General features: G+C 41.1%; 13 protein-coding genes and 1 pseudogene. 2 read left to right on the forward strand and 12 right to left on the reverse strand.

The window, feature by feature from the left end; genetic code table 11:
- The first annotated feature begins 175 nt into the window (after positions 1-175).
- Together ilvD and F3G66_RS07695 are read left to right on the forward strand one after the other, a co-directional pair.
- A complete protein-coding gene (ilvD, locus tag F3G66_RS07690) occupies positions 176-1,849 on the forward strand; it encodes a dihydroxy-acid dehydratase (RefSeq protein WP_149707703.1) in 1,674 nt (557 codons plus the stop codon).
- Positions 1,850-1,927: 78 nt separating this feature from the next.
- Positions 1,928-3,496 (forward strand): DNA recombination protein RmuC, encoded by a 1,569-nt coding sequence (locus F3G66_RS07695; RefSeq protein ID WP_149707704.1) that lies wholly within the window; start codon positions 1,928-1,930, stop codon positions 3,494-3,496.
- A gap of 30 nt (positions 3,497-3,526) precedes the next feature.
- Here the strand turns inward: F3G66_RS07695 and F3G66_RS07700 are convergent, their stop codons facing one another.
- From F3G66_RS07700 to F3G66_RS07760, 12 genes and pseudogenes are all read right to left on the reverse strand, one after another.
- A complete protein-coding gene (locus F3G66_RS07700; RefSeq protein ID WP_002940734.1) occupies positions 3,527-3,817 on the reverse strand; it encodes a DUF5339 domain-containing protein in 291 nt (96 codons plus the stop codon).
- A gap of 99 nt (positions 3,818-3,916) precedes the next feature.
- Positions 3,917-4,561, reverse strand: a complete 645-nt coding sequence (locus tag F3G66_RS07705; protein ID WP_021091887.1) for a ferritin family protein — start codon at positions 4,559-4,561, stop codon at positions 3,917-3,919.
- A gap of 93 nt (positions 4,562-4,654) precedes the next feature.
- On the reverse strand, positions 4,655-4,879 hold the full coding sequence (locus F3G66_RS07710; protein ID WP_149707705.1) for a DUF2798 domain-containing protein: 225 nt from the start codon (positions 4,877-4,879) through the stop codon (positions 4,655-4,657).
- Complete coding sequence (locus tag F3G66_RS07715; protein WP_149707706.1) at positions 4,876-5,436, reverse strand: NAD(P)H-dependent oxidoreductase; 561 nt, start codon at positions 5,434-5,436, stop codon at positions 4,876-4,878. Before F3G66_RS07715 ends, F3G66_RS07710 begins: the two co-directional genes overlap by 4 nt.
- A 15-nt stretch (positions 5,437-5,451) precedes the next feature.
- Positions 5,452-7,023, reverse strand: a complete 1,572-nt coding sequence (locus tag F3G66_RS07720; protein ID WP_149707707.1) for a tannase/feruloyl esterase family alpha/beta hydrolase — start codon at positions 7,021-7,023, stop codon at positions 5,452-5,454.
- An 8-nt stretch (positions 7,024-7,031) separates the two neighbouring features.
- Positions 7,032-7,712 carry a putative quinol monooxygenase gene (locus tag F3G66_RS07725; RefSeq protein WP_149707708.1) on the reverse strand — a complete coding sequence of 227 codons (681 nt, stop codon included), beginning with the start codon at positions 7,710-7,712 and terminating at the stop codon, positions 7,032-7,034.
- Positions 7,713-7,727: 15 nt separating this feature from the next.
- Positions 7,728-9,164, reverse strand: a complete 1,437-nt coding sequence (locus F3G66_RS07730) for a subtype B tannase (RefSeq protein WP_149707709.1) — start codon at positions 9,162-9,164, stop codon at positions 7,728-7,730.
- 70 nt (positions 9,165-9,234) lie between these two features.
- The gene (locus F3G66_RS07735; RefSeq protein WP_149707710.1) at positions 9,235-10,005 is read right to left on the reverse strand and encodes an SDR family NAD(P)-dependent oxidoreductase; all 771 of its coding nucleotides are present in this window, start codon (positions 10,003-10,005) and stop codon (positions 9,235-9,237) included.
- Positions 10,002-10,643 carry an NAD(P)H-binding protein gene (locus tag F3G66_RS07740; RefSeq protein ID WP_149707711.1) on the reverse strand — a complete coding sequence of 214 codons (642 nt, stop codon included), beginning with the start codon at positions 10,641-10,643 and terminating at the stop codon, positions 10,002-10,004. Before F3G66_RS07740 ends, F3G66_RS07735 begins: the two co-directional genes overlap by 4 nt.
- Positions 10,644-10,672: 29 nt before the next feature.
- Entirely contained in the window at positions 10,673-11,818 is a 1,146-nt protein-coding gene (locus F3G66_RS07745) for an iron-containing alcohol dehydrogenase (RefSeq protein ID WP_149707712.1), read from the reverse strand.
- Between the two features lie 74 nt (positions 11,819-11,892).
- Entirely contained in the window at positions 11,893-12,567 is a 675-nt protein-coding gene (locus tag F3G66_RS07750) for an anaerobic ribonucleoside-triphosphate reductase activating protein (protein ID WP_149707713.1), read from the reverse strand.
- 85 nt (positions 12,568-12,652) lie between these two features.
- Positions 12,653-14,935, reverse strand: a pseudogene (locus tag F3G66_RS07760) (ribonucleoside triphosphate reductase).
- Positions 14,936-15,028: the final 93 nt, after the last annotated feature.

Here is a 15,028-nt window from a genome sequence, read left to right on the forward strand (position 1 = left end):
TTGATTAAAATTACCGAAATTTCGTAGCTATTTAGCTCATCCTTTTTGGATAAATTTTACAAATTTAATGTGTTATTTATGTAATAAAAAAATTTTTAAATTTGCAAAAATTTTTTAAAATCTTTGATACTTTATATGTGATAAAATCCTCTCAAATTTTAAAAAAGGATCAAATTTGAGAAGCGACATAATCAAAAAAGGCTACACAAGAGCCCCACACCGCTCACTTTTACGTGCGACTGGACTAAAAGACGATGACTTTGCTAAACCCTTTATCGGCGTTGCAAACAGCTTTATAGAGATCATTCCAGGCCACTTTTTCTTAAATAAATATGCACAAATTTTAAAAGATGAAATTCGCAAAAATGGCTGTATTCCATTTGAGTTTAACTGTATCGGCGTGGATGACGGTATAGCAATGGGGCATGGCGGCATGCTATATAGCTTGCCTAGCCGCGAAATCATCGCAAACTCGATAGAAACTGTGATGAACGCTCACGCGCTTGACGCACTTGTTTGTATGCCAAACTGCGACAAGATCGTCCCTGGCATGGTTATGGGCGCTTTAAGAGTAAATGTACCAACCGTGTTTGTAAGCGGTGGCCCAATGAAAAAAGGCTACACAAAAGATGGCAAGCCGATAGATCTTGCGACTGCGTTTGAGGCAGTTGGTAAATTTGAGACCAAAGAGATAGACGAGGCCGAGCTAAAAGATATCGAGTGCAACGCATGTCCAAGTGGTGGCAGCTGTAGCGGTATGTTTACGGCAAATTCTATGAACACACTTTGTGAAGCGATGGGCATAGCACTCCCTGGCAACGGCACTATCCTAGCGCTAACCCCAGAGCGTGAGGAGCTTATTAGACAGGCTGCTCGCAGGATCTGCCAGATCGCTCTTGATGAGAAATTTAAGATAAGAAACATACTAAATGAAAAAGCGATCCGCAACGCGCTTGTCGTTGATATGGCGATGGGCGGCAGCAGTAACACCGTCCTTCACATGCTAGCCATCTCAAGAGAGGCTGGCGTAAATTTAGATATCAAAGAGCTAAATAAAATCAGCCAAAATATCGCTCACATCGCTAAGATCAGCCCAAGCTTACCAAATGTGCACATGGAGGACATCGGCAGAGCTGGTGGCATGAATGCAGTTATAAAAGAAATTTCGCGCAGAGATAATGGCATGCTAAATTTGGATAATCTCACAGTTAGTGGCGAAACTCTGGGAGAGCGTGTAAAGATAAGTGACATCAAAGATGAAAGCATCATTCACAAGGTAGAAAACGCCTATTCACAAGTTGGCGGACTTGCCATTTTGTTTGGAAATTTAGCCGAGCAAGGCTGTGTCATCAAGACGGCTGGTATCGTTGGTGAGCGTAAATTTAGCGGCAAAGCGGTCTGCTTTAACTCACAAGATGAAGCAATAGCTGGCATCTCAAGTGGCAAAGTAGATAAAGGCGATGTCGTCGTCATCCGCTACGAAGGTCCACGCGGAGGCCCTGGCATGCAAGAGATGCTAAGTCCTACTTCACTCATCATGGGACGAGGCCTTGGCGCAGATGTGGCACTCATCACAGATGGTCGCTTTAGCGGGGCGACAAGAGGTCTAAGTATCGGCCACGTAAGCCCAGAAGCGGCTGAAGGCGGCATGATAGGCTTGCTAAAAGATGGCGACATCATCGATATAGACGTCGATAAATACGAGATAAACGTTCGCCTAAGCGAAGCCGAGATCGCAAAGAGAAGAGCGGAATTTAAGCCAGTTGATAAACCGCTAACATCTCGCTGGCTAAGACAATACCGCAAACTAGTCACAAACGCAAGCAACGGGGCAGTGCTAGAAGCATAAAAATTTACTATAAAGCAAGGAGTGGCCTCTTTGCTTTTGTAAAAATATTAAGATTTCTTCACTTTTTAAGGATACCAAATGCAACAAGATTTTTATTTTTATGCTGCCATATTTTTAGGAGTACTATTTTTGATTGCGATATTTGTCATCTATTCATTTAATAGAGACAAACTTGAGCTAAAGAGAAATTTGGCGCAAAAAGAGCAAGAAAATTTTGAGATTTCATCAAATCTAACAAATTTAGTATCTAAAAATAGTGAAAATCTACAGCTAATCAGCGAGCAAAAAGCAAGGCTTATGTCAAATCACGAGCGAATAGACGAGCTTATCAGTGAGATCGATGCGCTAAAAACCAAAATAGCACAAAAAGATGAAGCTGAAGATGCGATGGAGCGCGTGATAAACGAGCTTAAAGAGAGTATCGGTACAGCAAATGAAAGGGCCAAGAATAACGAGGCAAATTTCACTGCAACACTAGCTGAGCTAAATCAAAATAAAAATGCTTTAGCTGAAGCAAATGAGAGAGAAAATAGATTAAAACGTGATATGGCCGTGCTTAGAAATGAAATAGAAGCAAAAGAAAATAGCCTAAAAGAGCAAGAGGCAAATTTATTAAAAGTAAAAAATGAGTTAAATTTAGAATTTTCTAATCTTGCAAATAAAATATTTGAAGAAAAAAGTGCAAATTTCACACAAAATAGCCAAAATTCTTTAGATCTTTTACTAAAGCCGCTAAAGGAGCAAATTTCAACCTTTCAAGAGCGCGTAAATGCAGTCCATGACGAATCAGTTAAAGGCATGAGCGCGCTAGGAACGCAGATTAAGCACATAGGTGAAATTGGTATCTCAATGTCAAAAGAGGCAAACTCACTAGCCACTGCACTAAAAGGTAGCAATAAAACACTTGGAAACTGGGGTGAAATACAGCTTGAACGCACATTTGAGGCTTCTGGACTTATAAAAGATGAGCATTACTTGACACAGCAAAATTTCAAGAACGAAGAAGGCAAACGTCTTATTCCTGATTTTATAGTAAAGATACCAGATGGCAAGCATCTAATAGTTGATTCTAAAGTCTCACTTATAGCTTACGAAAAGGCTATCACAGCTAGCAACGAAGAGGAGCTAAATTTAGCATTGAAAGAGCATATTGCTTCTATGAAAAATCACATAGATGGCTTAAATAGTAAAAATTACGGTGAGATCGTACCTGATAGTCCTGATTTTGTATTGATGTTTATACCAATTGAGCCAGCATATATCGAGGCTATGAAATTTGATAGTTCACTTTTTGACTACGCATTTCAAAAGCGCGTAATACTAGTATCTCACACTACGCTTATGCCTATTCTTCGCACAGTGGCAAATTTATGGCGCATAGAGCGTGGCAATGAAGAGGCCAAAAATATCGTAAAGAGTGCGATTAAAATTTATGATAAAGTCCGCAATGTGGCCGAGCATATGAATAGACTTAGCAATACACTAAATACTGCAAATAAACATTTTAACGCCCTTGCATCAAGTTTTAGTGGTAGAGATGGTCTTGTTAGTAGACTTGAAAATTTTAAACGCTTGTCTCCAGACGATCAAAAAGATATAGAAGTAAAAGAGATCGGTGTAAATAACGAATTAGAAAAAGAGGATTAGGATATGGCTAGAAAAACTAGCCATAAAAATTTATTTTAAAAGACCTTGTTTTTTCATTTGATCCATTACTTGAGCAAACATCTCTTTAGCTTGTTTGCAAGTAGCGTCTTGTTGCTCTTTTGGTAAAGAAGCTAGTTGATCCATTGATTGTTTCTTTTGATCCTCATACATTTTTACTTGTTGCTCTTGACCAGCTTGTTTGTAAGCTTCGACCATTTTGTCGATGTCTGAGAAGTAAGACTTGCAAGTATCTGTAAGATCTGCAGCGTTTAGGCTTAGTGCAAAGCCAAGAGTAGCTAAAACTAAAAGTGATTTTTTCATCTCTTTCTCCTTGTGAAAATTTGAAAGGATTGTATCATTTTTATAATATTTTATGACTTAAATTAATAGTCAAGGCAAACACCTTGACTATTTTGGCTTTTAGCCTAGAAATTCGCGTTTAAAATACTCTTTTGGAGCTTTGCAAAGTGGGCAAGCACCTGGAGCTTTTTTGCCTCTATGAACGTGTCCGCACACCTCGCAAACCCAGATATCTTCTTCATCGCTCTCAAAAAAGCCCTCTTCATCAAGCATCTTTTTAAGCTCTAAATACTCTCTTTCATGCTCAACCTCGACCTTACCGATCGCGTTAAATAGCCTTTCAACATCTCTTAGCTCTTCTTCTTTTGCGATCTTTGCAAAGTCTGGATACATCGTCGTATGCTCGTAGTTTTCACCAGCTGCCGCATCAAGTAAATTTTTATCCATCTTATCGATTGGATCATTCATTAGCTCGTGATATTTTTTAAACTCTGCTCTTGCATGCCATTTTTCATTTTCAGCTGCCTCGTAAAAGTGTCTAGCTATTGCATGATAGCCTGCTTCTTTGGCTAGATCGCCATAAAGCTCATACTTATTTCTAGCTTGTGACTCGCCAGCAAATGCCTTCATCAAATTTACAGCTGTTAAATTTTCAGTCACGCATTTCATCTCTTCACCGCAACAGGTTAGTGTACCGCCGCCAACCTTTTGCACCTCGATCTCGTTGCCGCATTTTTCGCATTTGTATGTTTCGTACTGTCTCATTTTGACTCCTATTTTGATAAATTTTGATCGGATTATAACCAAATAATTAAAATAAGTAAATAATAATTTTTATTGATAACGTATATTATTATTTTATTTTTTGCATAAAATTTGTGTGAGTTTTGTTACAAATGGAGAGACTAGCAAAAGCACAGGATACGCTACCACAAAGGCTTTTACGTAAGCAGTTAGCCAAATTTTAACAAAGCCATCAATAAAACCAAGGTTTAGATATGTCAGCACAAATGACATAAAAAACGCCATAAATGCTGACATTATAAACGCAAAAACATATCTATAAAATTTCGCCGGTATCATGAAATTTTACCTATCAGCTCCTCTAGCCTCTTTGCATGATCAAGCGCCTTTTGCCTCATCAAAGCAAGCTTTGCCTCATCGTGCCTACTCTGATATGATAGCCCTCCGCTATAAACATATCCTGCAAAATCCATCCCACACATATTTGCTAACGCCTTAAGCGGCGGTAAAAACTCCTCTATCTCGTATCGCTGAAGCGCCTCTTTTTTATAAAGCTCCTCAGGCGAGCCAGAAGTAAATGAAAGTACCAGCTTTTTACCCCGTAGCTTATCTCCGCTGCTACCATGAGAGAAGCCATGAACTAGCACATCTTCAAGCCACTTTTGTAAAAGCGATGGCACGCCGTACCAGAAAAATGGATAAACAAGCACGATCACATAAGCCTTTACTAGCTTTTCTTGCTCGGCTTTTACGTCTATCACGTAGTTTTTATAAAGCTCGCTTAGTATGTCAAATTTAGCCTCTGGCAAGTACTTTTTTAGCTCGCCCAATATAATCTTATTTGCAAAGGAATTTTCAAGGTCGGTATGACCTGATACGACTAAAATTTCACTCATTTTTACTCCTTAAATTTACTTGCAAACAAAGCTACTTGCCTTGCTAGCGTCGCCACCCACGTAAGTAGCCACCTTTGGATAGGCACACACTAAAAATTCCTTGCCAGCGTAGGTCTTGCTCTTAGCTAGCATACTCTTTGGCGCTTCGCCCTTTTCGTGCCACGCTTCAAGCGCACTAAGCGGATCGACGTCATCTATGCCGTTGCCGCCACCGCAGTGGTTCATCCCAGGTAGTGCAAAAAATGCCGCGAAATTTTGGCTATTTTCATTATCAGCCTCTAGCTTTTTAAACCAATCCCTTTGATCTTTTGCTGAGAAGACTGGGTCTGAGACGCCAGTTACTATTATGAGCTTGCCGCCATTTGCGCTAAATGTGCTAAGGCTTGTTGAGATAGCGTCATTTATCGCCGCAGTCTCGAAAGTCTTTGGCGTGTCTTTGTCAAAGTCAAAATTTATTGTGTCAAAATTTGGCTGCGCTGGCGTTAAAAAGTAGTAATTCACCGAACCGCTTGAAAGCGTGATATTTCTAGCGTTTGGCTTAGCGCTTTGCGAGTCGCCTAGCTTCCACTGTCTCCAGCCCTCAGCGCTCACGCCTGAGTCGTAAAACCAGCCGCTATAAATTTGCTCGCCCTTGCTGTTTTTGGCTCCGTTAAAGATTTTTTCGATCGCCTCTATCTTTTGCTTTGCTAAATTTAGACTTTTTGGATCAAATTTGCACGCCTCCCAAGCATTTATGATCCCATCCTTTAGTCCGTCTAAAGCGTCACATTTTTCTAGTACGGCGTGACTTAGCTTCTCAAGATCGTCCTTAGTTAGGGCATTTGCAAAAATTTTCTCACCTTTTTCATTTTTCGGAGCTATCTTCATAAGGGCTTGATTGTCCCACTGCTGAGCGATCGCCGCGCGAGATAGCCTAAAGCCAGGGTTTGCAGCGATGACACCGTCAAATTCTAGCGGATAGCGCTGTGCTGCTATGAGTGCTGCCCTGCCGCCATTTGAGCAGCCCATGAAGTAGCTATGTTTTGGCTTTTTGGCGTATGCGGCGGCTAAAATTTGCTTAGATGCGTCTGCGACCTTTCCGATCGCCTGATAGGCGTAGTCTAGCCTTGCTTGCTGATCTAGCCCAAACTCAGCCGTTGGCTCTGGGTGTCCTGAGTTTGTTGTAACGACCGCGTAGCCTCTAAGAAGTGCTGGCGTGGCTGTGCTTGTGCGTATCGGCACCGCACCAAGAGCAGGCGCTACAAAGCCGTCCATACCGCCCCCGCCTTGAAATAAAAATTTCTCATTCCACTGCTCTGGTAGCCTTAGCTCATAGTCGATCGCATACTCTTTGCCATCACTTCCAGTGCGTTTATAGAGTTTGCCATGCACCACACAGTGAGGCTTTGCTTTGATATTATTTTTACTGCCACCAGTTAGCGCAGACATCCTATCGGCTGATACTTCGCCACTCTCATTCCATACCGCGTCTATCATCTCGTTGTTTAAAATTTTCACATCTTTTAAACTCTCGCATCCTGCCCTATCAAGGGCAAAAGCCGTGCTGCCAATGAGTGCTAGTGCGCAAAAAAATGAAATTTTCTTCATAACATCTCCTAAAATTTTATCTTGCTAAATGAGGTCTCATTATTAAGACCAAAGCCGTCAAATTCGTCTATTAGCCCTGCTCGCTCTTTGGCGTAAGCCTTGTAGTTTTCGCTGTGGTGGTAGCTCTCAAAGCTAGCTTCGTCTTTGTAAATTTCAACCAGCACCCACTTGTTAGGTGCCTCTTTTTGACTAAAGGCAAACTGTGCGTAAGCGCCCTCATCTACGCTTTTTTGCATATATTTTTTGATGATCTTTTCAAATTTCGCATCGCTCTTTGCTAAAAGGCTTAAATTTGTGATGTGAAAGTAGGCATCTTTTAGGCGCTCTGGCGTTAAATTTTTAGAAAATGCAGCTCTTTTTTTCAAGCTTATAGCCTTTTTGCTAGCTAAAATTTCAGCGCTTGCGCTTGCAAATTTCTTAAAATGCGCCGAGCTTATATGCTTTTTATAAGCCACCTCGTCCTTGTAAAACTCAAGCACGTAAAATAGCTCTGGCTTGCTCTTTGCGCTTACAAAAAAGATCGCCTGTGTGCCTGGCTCACTCTTTGAGCTAAGGATATTTTCTCTGCCAAGCTGCTTTAGCAAAGTCTTGTTATTTGGCGTTGAAAGCAGCTCATATAAGCTCACTTTTGCCTCCGCCCCAAAGGCAAAAGCCGCCAAAACCGCTAGTAAAAATAGCTTTTTTATCATCAAAACTCCTTAAATTTATCTATTCTCTACTCTTTTCATCCAAGCAAAAAGCTCGTCTAGATCGTAGTCGCCGCCGTGACCTTGTCCCCAGACCGCTTCGAAATCAACCTCTTTGCCAGCATTTTTAAGCGAAAGTGCAAGCATAGCAGGCACGGCGAGGGCTAGGTCGGTGTCGTTTGTGCCCTGCCTTATGCGGTAAAATTTCGCTGCATTTTTGTTTTTAGCGTAGTTCATCGCATTCATCATTTTTATGACGCTAGCCTCTGCCATCTGGCCGCCACTTCGCTCTTTTGCAAATTTAGTAAAGTGCTTTGCAGGCGTTTTGCTATCGCCAAAAAGGCCGTTTTCAGGATTTTCTAGCCCAAGGCCGTCAAAGGCAACCACCGCTTTGGCACGTTTTAACGAGGCGATGAAGTCCTCAAATTTGAATGTATATCCAAGCGAGCATCCCTGCGTGTCAAGAGTTATAAATTTAGGCGTGAGCGTGCTTTTGTCGCTGCTTTTTGTAGCAGTAAATGCCTTTGAAATAAGGGTGTTTATATACTCTTTGAAACTGCCCTCGCCATTTTCATCAAGGCTTAGCGCATGACCTTTGGCGTCTTTTAAATTTAGCGAGTTTAGATAGGCTGGGAATTTACTCTTTAGCTCGCGTGAGAGCTCTTTTTGCGTGGCGTTTAGCTCGCCTGATATCATCTTTGGCTTTTTGCTTCTATCGTTAAAAGAGCTTGCATCAAGACTTGCAAAATCAATACTTTCAAATTTATCCAAATCCCCAAACATCCACTCATACGACTCGTCCTCATGCTCTAAATTTGTCACAGGGCAGTAAGCTGAAGCGGCATAAATTTGATCGTCCGCCTTCGCAGCGCCTAGCTCTTTAAGATATGGCTCATACTCTTTTGCTCCCGCACTAACGCCAAGAAGTGCCGACATCGCGCCGCCCGCGCTCGTGCCGTTTGAGATGATCTTATTTGCGTCGCCTGGCATAAATTTGTCGTTAAATTTAAGATATCTAACGGCCGCTTTTAGATCGACTATCGCAGCTGGCGCTTTGCCGATAAATTTCTCGCCATCTTTTAGCGTCCTACCTCTAGCGCCAACGCTCGCCACGACATAACCTCTAAGAAGTGCTTCAAGAGTGGCATTTGGCTTTTCGTTTTGGATTTCTGGCTTTTGTGGCATTGCGCTCATGTAGCCGCCGATCGCGTTTGGCATAAGGATAGCGCTCTTTTGGTCGCTAAATTTACCCTCTGGCACATAAAAATTTAGTACCTGATAGTCGCTAACCGGCTTTGCCACATAGACTATGCCTTCATATGCTCTAAATTTAAGCGTCCTCTCGCCAACTTGCACGCTTTTTAGCTCAAATTTGCTTTCATCAAATTTAAGTTCATTTCCAAAGCAAGCGCCCACCAAACAAACCCCTAAAATAGCAACTCTAACACCTTTCATGATCTGCCTTTTTATTTTGTCCTACTTTTTGCTTTACTAGCCTTGGCGTAGGCTACCAGGGCTTTAACGCCTAGTTATCTTTTGGCTCGTATTTGACCGCATAGTCAAATTTTGGCTTACTTAGGCTAAACTCAAAGCTATCTCTATCGACCGAGCCAACGCAGTAATGGCTATCATAAAGGCGAAGCAAAAACTCCGCCATCTGCTCGCTCGTATGATACTTTTTAAACGCTTTGTCGTAGTCGTAGTTCTCTTTGCTAGTTGCCACCATGCCAAATTCTGTCTTTGTGGCAGCTGGGGCCAGCACTTTTGCCTGCATCTTTGCCTGCTTATCTTGTGCTAGTTCGTGGTAAAGTCCCTCACTAAAGGTACTTACGAAAAATTTGCTAGCGCAGTACGTGACGGCGTTTGGCACTATCTTGTAGCCGCCTATCGAAGATATGTTTATAAGCTGCGTATCTTTGTCCTTATACTTTTTCGTAAAGAGCGTTGAGAGCGTGACAAGAGAGATGATATTTAAATTTATCATCTGTGTGATCTTGTCTAAATTTTGCTCGCCGACCTTATTATAGTCGCCAAAACCGGCGTTGTTTATAAGTGCTTTTAGCTCATATTTTTCTAAATTACGCCAAAGAGAAAGGGTATTTTCTTGCTTTGAGAGATCACAAATCTCTATCACCACATCGACATTTGCAAATTTGGTTATCTCGCTTTTTAGCTCCTCTAAAAGCTCGCCCCGTCTAGCAATAAGGATCAAATTCTCTCCGCGCCTTGCAAATACCATTGCCGCAGCCGCTCCTATGCCTGAGCTTGCTCCAGTGATGGCGATGTATCTTTTCACTTCGCGTACTCCATCGGGCTATAAATTTTCACGCCCTCGCTGTGGTCATCTTGCGCTACTTGCACGATCACTTTAGCGATATCAGCCGCTCTCATCGGACGATACTCGTCAAAAAAGCCTTTTGGGATAAATTTAAACGCCTTTATCGCCATGTACTCGCCAAGTCTAAATTCTTTCCTCTCAGCCTCGGTAAGCGGTAGCCTAACGACGTGAAATGAGCTATATCCAAGCTCTTTTATCTTTGCTTCTGCTTGACCTTTTGCCTTTAGGTAAAACGAGCCTGACTTTCTATTTGCACCTGCAGCCGAGAGCAAGACAAAACGTTTTGCGCCGCACTCCAAGCCAAATTTCGCAAAATTTAGCGGATAGGTCACATCGACTTTGTAAAACTGCTCTTTGTGCTTTGCCACTTTCATCGTCGTACCAAGCGCGCAAAAGACATCATCAGCGATAAATGGCACCTCATCTTTTAGCTCGTCAAAATTTATTACTTTTACTTCAAGCTTTTCGTGAGTGAATTCTAGCTCATGCCTAGCAAGGGCGATAACCTTACTATAATGCTCGCTCGCACATAATTTTTTTAAAATCTCACTTCCCACAGCGCCGCTGGCTCCTGCTATAAGGGCGATCTTTTTCATATCTTTCCTTTGTAAAATTTAGATAAATTCTATCTCGCTAAGGCAAAAATTTCACTTATTGCCTCTTTTGTATAAATTTGCTCCAAGCCCCTGCCCTTGGCATAGTCATAAACTAAAGCCATTATCTCGTCTAAATTTGTCTCATCGACTCCGATTTCTATAAGGCTTGTAGGTGTGCCAATCTTGCTAAACCACTCTTTTAGCTTCTCTATGCCTGCGTCTGCGTCATCCACGCCAAAAATTTCTTTGCCAAAGCGCTTAAATGCCTCTAAATTTCTACTCTTATACCACTTCATCCAAGCTGGCATCACTACACTTAGCCCAGCCCCGTGCGCGCAATCAACCACCGCGCCTATGGCGTGCTCGATCATGTGATTTGGATATGAGTAGCCAGCCGTGCCAACGTAAGTTAAGCCATTTAGCGCCATCGTAGCAGCCCAAGCAAACTCGCATCTAGCGTCGTAATTGTCTGGCTCTTTTAGTAAAATTTCTGTTGTTTTCATGACGGTTTTGATGTTTGCTTCGATGTATAAATTTATGATCTCAGGCTGAACGCTCGCCGTAAAGTATCCCTCGATGCTGTGAGCGATGATGTCTGAAGCAGAATAGACCAAGTACTCTTTGCTAACGCTTGCTTGAAGCAGCGGGTTTACCACTGAGACTTTTGGGTAAAGACATGCTCCGTGCATAGCAAATTTCTGTTTCGTGGCTTCATTTGTGACGACCGAGCCGCCGTTCATCTCTGAGCCAGTTGCTGCAAGCGTTATTATGTCAAATATCATAAGCGCTTCGCTTGGATCTTTACCGGTAAAAAAGTCCCAAACGTCGCCGTTATATTTAACTCCAGCGGCCACAGCCTTTGCCGTGTCAAGCACCGAGCCGCCGCCTATAGCTAGCACGCTATCAACACCTTGCTTTTTAGCTAAATTTATAGCTTCATTTACCTTGCTTAGCACAGGATTTGACTTCACGCCGCCTATCTTGCAAAACTCGATACCATTTGTACTTAGGCTCTTTGCTGCGACATCAAAAAGTCCGTTTTTCATGATCCTGTCGCTGCCATAGATGATAAGCGTCTTTTTAACGCCAAATTCTTTCATGTATCTGCCGATATTTTGCTCTTTATCTTTGCCAAATTCTATTTTTGTAGGGTTTAAAAAGCTAAAATTTTGCATAGTTTCTCCTTATTAGTTTTAATGATTATAGTTTTGCAAAGCAAAAATTTTTGTTAAAAATAATGAGTAGAAATTTAAAAGTTTCTTAGTTTGATAGGAAGTTTTGAGATGATTTTTTTCGGATCAAAGCTACTTTTAGCATCAACTAAATTTCCAAAATTTTCACCTGTGCTAAGGAATTTTTGCAAATAATAATTGCCTCTATATCCAAGGTCATAAAGAATTTCAGACATCAAAGAAATATCTGTTTCATCTAAAAAATCTGCATGCACGGTTGTTCTTACTTCAAAATCAAAATTTATCTCAAGTAGATATTTTAGTGTGCTAATAAATTTTTCATATAAATTTGAGCCAGTTACGCCCGTAAATTTCTCTTTTGGCGCTTTAAAATCAAGTGCGATATAGTCAATCAGCCCTTCGCCTATCGCCTCTTTTAAAATCTCAATATGAGAGCCATTTGTATCGACCTTTAGACAAAAATTTCTTGACTTAACCTCTCTTGCAAGTTTTAAAAACAAAGGATTTGCTGTGCATTCGCCACCGCTAAAGACGATGCCATTTAGCTTGCCTATACGGCGGTCTAAAAAGTTACAAGCCTCAGCCATTTCTATATTGCCATTTGAATTTACAACTTCTATATTGTAGCAATACACGCATCGCATATTACAGCCTGCAAACCAAACTACTGCAGCCACTTTGTCTGGATAATCAAGCGTAGTAAATGGCGTTATACTAAAGACTTTATGCAAATTTATGGACCTTTTGAGATTTAAAAGGCACAGAAGATTGTGCCTTTTTTATTTGAGTTTTTTATATTTTTATTGGCTGCGGTGATTATCTTTTGCAGCAACTTGCGTATTCATCAAATTTAATACGCTCTTTATGCTCACCTTTTTTACCAAGGTTAAAGCTCTCAACTGGGCGATGATAACCCATAACACGAGTATAGACTACGCATTTTGTGCGTTTGTCTTGTACTTTTTCTAAAATTTCTTTTTCTGTCATTTCCTCTCCTTATTTGGAATTGTTTTTCTCTTTTTCTATTAATTCTGCATCACAAAGCGGACAAAATTCATGCTCTCCAGCAATGTAGCCATGTTTTGAACAAACGCTAAATACTGGCGTTATCGTGATGTATGGAAGCTTATAATTTGAGATTATGCTCTTTACAAGCTCTTTGCAAGCTTTAGGTGAGCTAATCCTTTCTTTCATATAAAGGTGAAATACTGTGCCACCAGTGTATGAAGTCTGAAGATCATCTTGCAAATCAAGTGCCTCGTAAGCATCATCTGTAAAATTTGCTGGAAGCTGGGTTGAGTTTGTATAGTAAATATTCTCCCCACCACCTGCTTGGATAATGTCTGGATAGCGCTTTTTATCCTCTTTGGCAAAGCGGTATGTTGTGCCCTCAGCTGGAGTCGCCTCAAGATTGTATAAATTTCCAGTCTCTTCTTGAAATGTCCTTATCTTGTCGCGCAAAAACTCAACCATCTCAATAGCAAAATCGCGTCCAAATTTTGTTGAGATATTCTCTTTATCATTTGTGAAATTTCTAAGAAGCTCGTTCATACCATTTATACCGATCGTGCTAAAGTGGTTATTAAAGTGCTTTAGATATCTAGCCGTATAAGGATAAAGCCCTCTGTCATACATCTCTTGGATAAATTTGCGCTTCTTCTCTAGGGTTGATTTAGCTAGGTCTAAAAGATAGCTTAGCCTGTTATAAAGTGCGACTTTATCACCTTTGAAGTTGTAGCCTAGGCGAGCTAAATTTATAGTGACGACGCCGATTGAGCCTGTCATCTCAGCACTACCAAAAAGACCACCACCTCGTTTTAAAAGCTCTCTTAGATCAAGCTGCAAACGGCAGCACATAGAGCGAACATGTCCTGGTTTGTAGGCTTTTTCGTTTTCTATCTTATTGCCATTTTCGTCATAAGTGTATTGTGAGCCGATAAAATTTTGAAAGTAGCTTGAGCCCATTTTGGCGGTGTTTTCAAAGAGTACATCCGCCACTTCGCTATCCCAATCAAAATCCTCTGTGATATTTACCGTTGGTATCGGAAATGTAAAAGGCTGCGAGCACTTGTCGCCAGCTGTTAAGACCTCGTAGAAAGCCTTGTCTATGCGTGCCATTTCAGGCTCGAAATCCTTATAAGTCATATCGATTAGTTTTTCTCTGCCACGCTCCTTTGCTTTTTTCAAAATTTTTTCATCTTTTACATTTGTAAAGAGGTGTATATCATCGCTCGTTGGGATCTGATCTCTTAGGTCGCTTGGGCAAGTGATGTCGATAGTGACATTTGTAAATGGGCTTTGTCCCCAGCGCGCAGGGACGTTTAGGTTAAAGATAAAGCTAGTTATCGCCTTTTTGATCTCGGCGTCGCTTAGATCATCTTTGAAAACGTAAGGCGCAAGGTAGGTGTCAAAGCTAGAAAACGCTTGAGCGCCCGCCCACTCGCTTTGCAAAATTCCTAAGAAATTTGCCATTTGATAAAGCGCTTCTCTAAAATGCTTTGGCGCTTTACTCTCAACTCTGCCACGAACGCCGTTAAAGCCCTCGTTTAACAAAGCTCGCAAGCTCCAGCCAGCGCAGTACCCTGTAAGGCAGTCAAGGTCATGGATGTGGTAGTCGCCATTTCTGTGAGCTAGCCCCTCTTCTTTGCTATAAACAGCGTCTAGCCAGTAGTTTGCTATAACTTTACCAGCAGTGTTGTTGATGAGGCCTGCGTTTGAGTAGCTTGTGTTTGAGTTTGCAGAAATTCTCCAGTCGGTGCCGTTTATATACTCATTTATCGTTTGAGTTGAATTTATGTAAGTTGTATCGTCATTTAGGCCTAAAATTTGCTCACGCTGAAGCTTGTGTGTATGGCGGTAGAGCATAAAGCTCTTTAAAACGTCGAAATACCCGCTATTAAATAGCTCTTTTTCGATCGCATCTTGGATGTCTTCGACTGTTATCGCGCTTGATTTTTGAAAGATATCTTGGACAACATTTGTAAAAACTTTCTCATCATAAGCTAAATTTTCGCTAGCAAATGCTTTTTTTATCGCATCTACTATCTTATATGCTACAAATTCTTGTCTTGTGCCATCTCTCTTCAAAATCTCACGCATTACTCGCTCTTTCTTCTAAATTTTTCAATATAAAGTTTAAAAGTATAGGACAAGAAAGCTTAAACAATAGATAACTATTTTATTTTGTTTAAT

Source organism: Campylobacter concisus, from assembly GCF_902460665.1.
Lineage (GTDB): Bacteria > Campylobacterota > Campylobacteria > Campylobacterales > Campylobacteraceae > Campylobacter_A > Campylobacter_A concisus_AL.

Excerpts from the sequence above, each read along its gene's own strand:
- F3G66_RS07695 (WP_149707704.1), top strand. The coding sequence starts at position 1,928 with ATGCAACAAGATTTTTATTTTTATGCTGCCATATTTTTAGGAGTACTA.
- F3G66_RS07700 (WP_002940734.1), bottom strand. The coding sequence starts at position 3,817 with ATGAAAAAATCACTTTTAGTTTTAGCTACTCTTGGCTTTGCACTAAGC.
- F3G66_RS07705 (WP_021091887.1), bottom strand. The coding sequence starts at position 4,561 with ATGAGACAGTACGAAACATACAAATGCGAAAAATGCGGCAACGAGATC.
- F3G66_RS07710 (WP_149707705.1), bottom strand. The coding sequence starts at position 4,879 with ATGATACCGGCGAAATTTTATAGATATGTTTTTGCGTTTATAATGTCA.
- F3G66_RS07715 (WP_149707706.1), bottom strand. The coding sequence starts at position 5,436 with ATGAGTGAAATTTTAGTCGTATCAGGTCATACCGACCTTGAAAATTCC.
- F3G66_RS07720 (WP_149707707.1), bottom strand. The coding sequence starts at position 7,023 with ATGAAGAAAATTTCATTTTTTTGCGCACTAGCACTCATTGGCAGCACG.
- F3G66_RS07725 (WP_149707708.1), bottom strand. The coding sequence starts at position 7,712 with ATGATAAAAAAGCTATTTTTACTAGCGGTTTTGGCGGCTTTTGCCTTT.
- F3G66_RS07730 (WP_149707709.1), bottom strand. The coding sequence starts at position 9,164 with ATGAAAGGTGTTAGAGTTGCTATTTTAGGGGTTTGTTTGGTGGGCGCT.
- F3G66_RS07740 (WP_149707711.1), bottom strand. The coding sequence starts at position 10,643 with ATGAAAAAGATCGCCCTTATAGCAGGAGCCAGCGGCGCTGTGGGAAGT.
- F3G66_RS07745 (WP_149707712.1), bottom strand. The coding sequence starts at position 11,818 with ATGCAAAATTTTAGCTTTTTAAACCCTACAAAAATAGAATTTGGCAAA.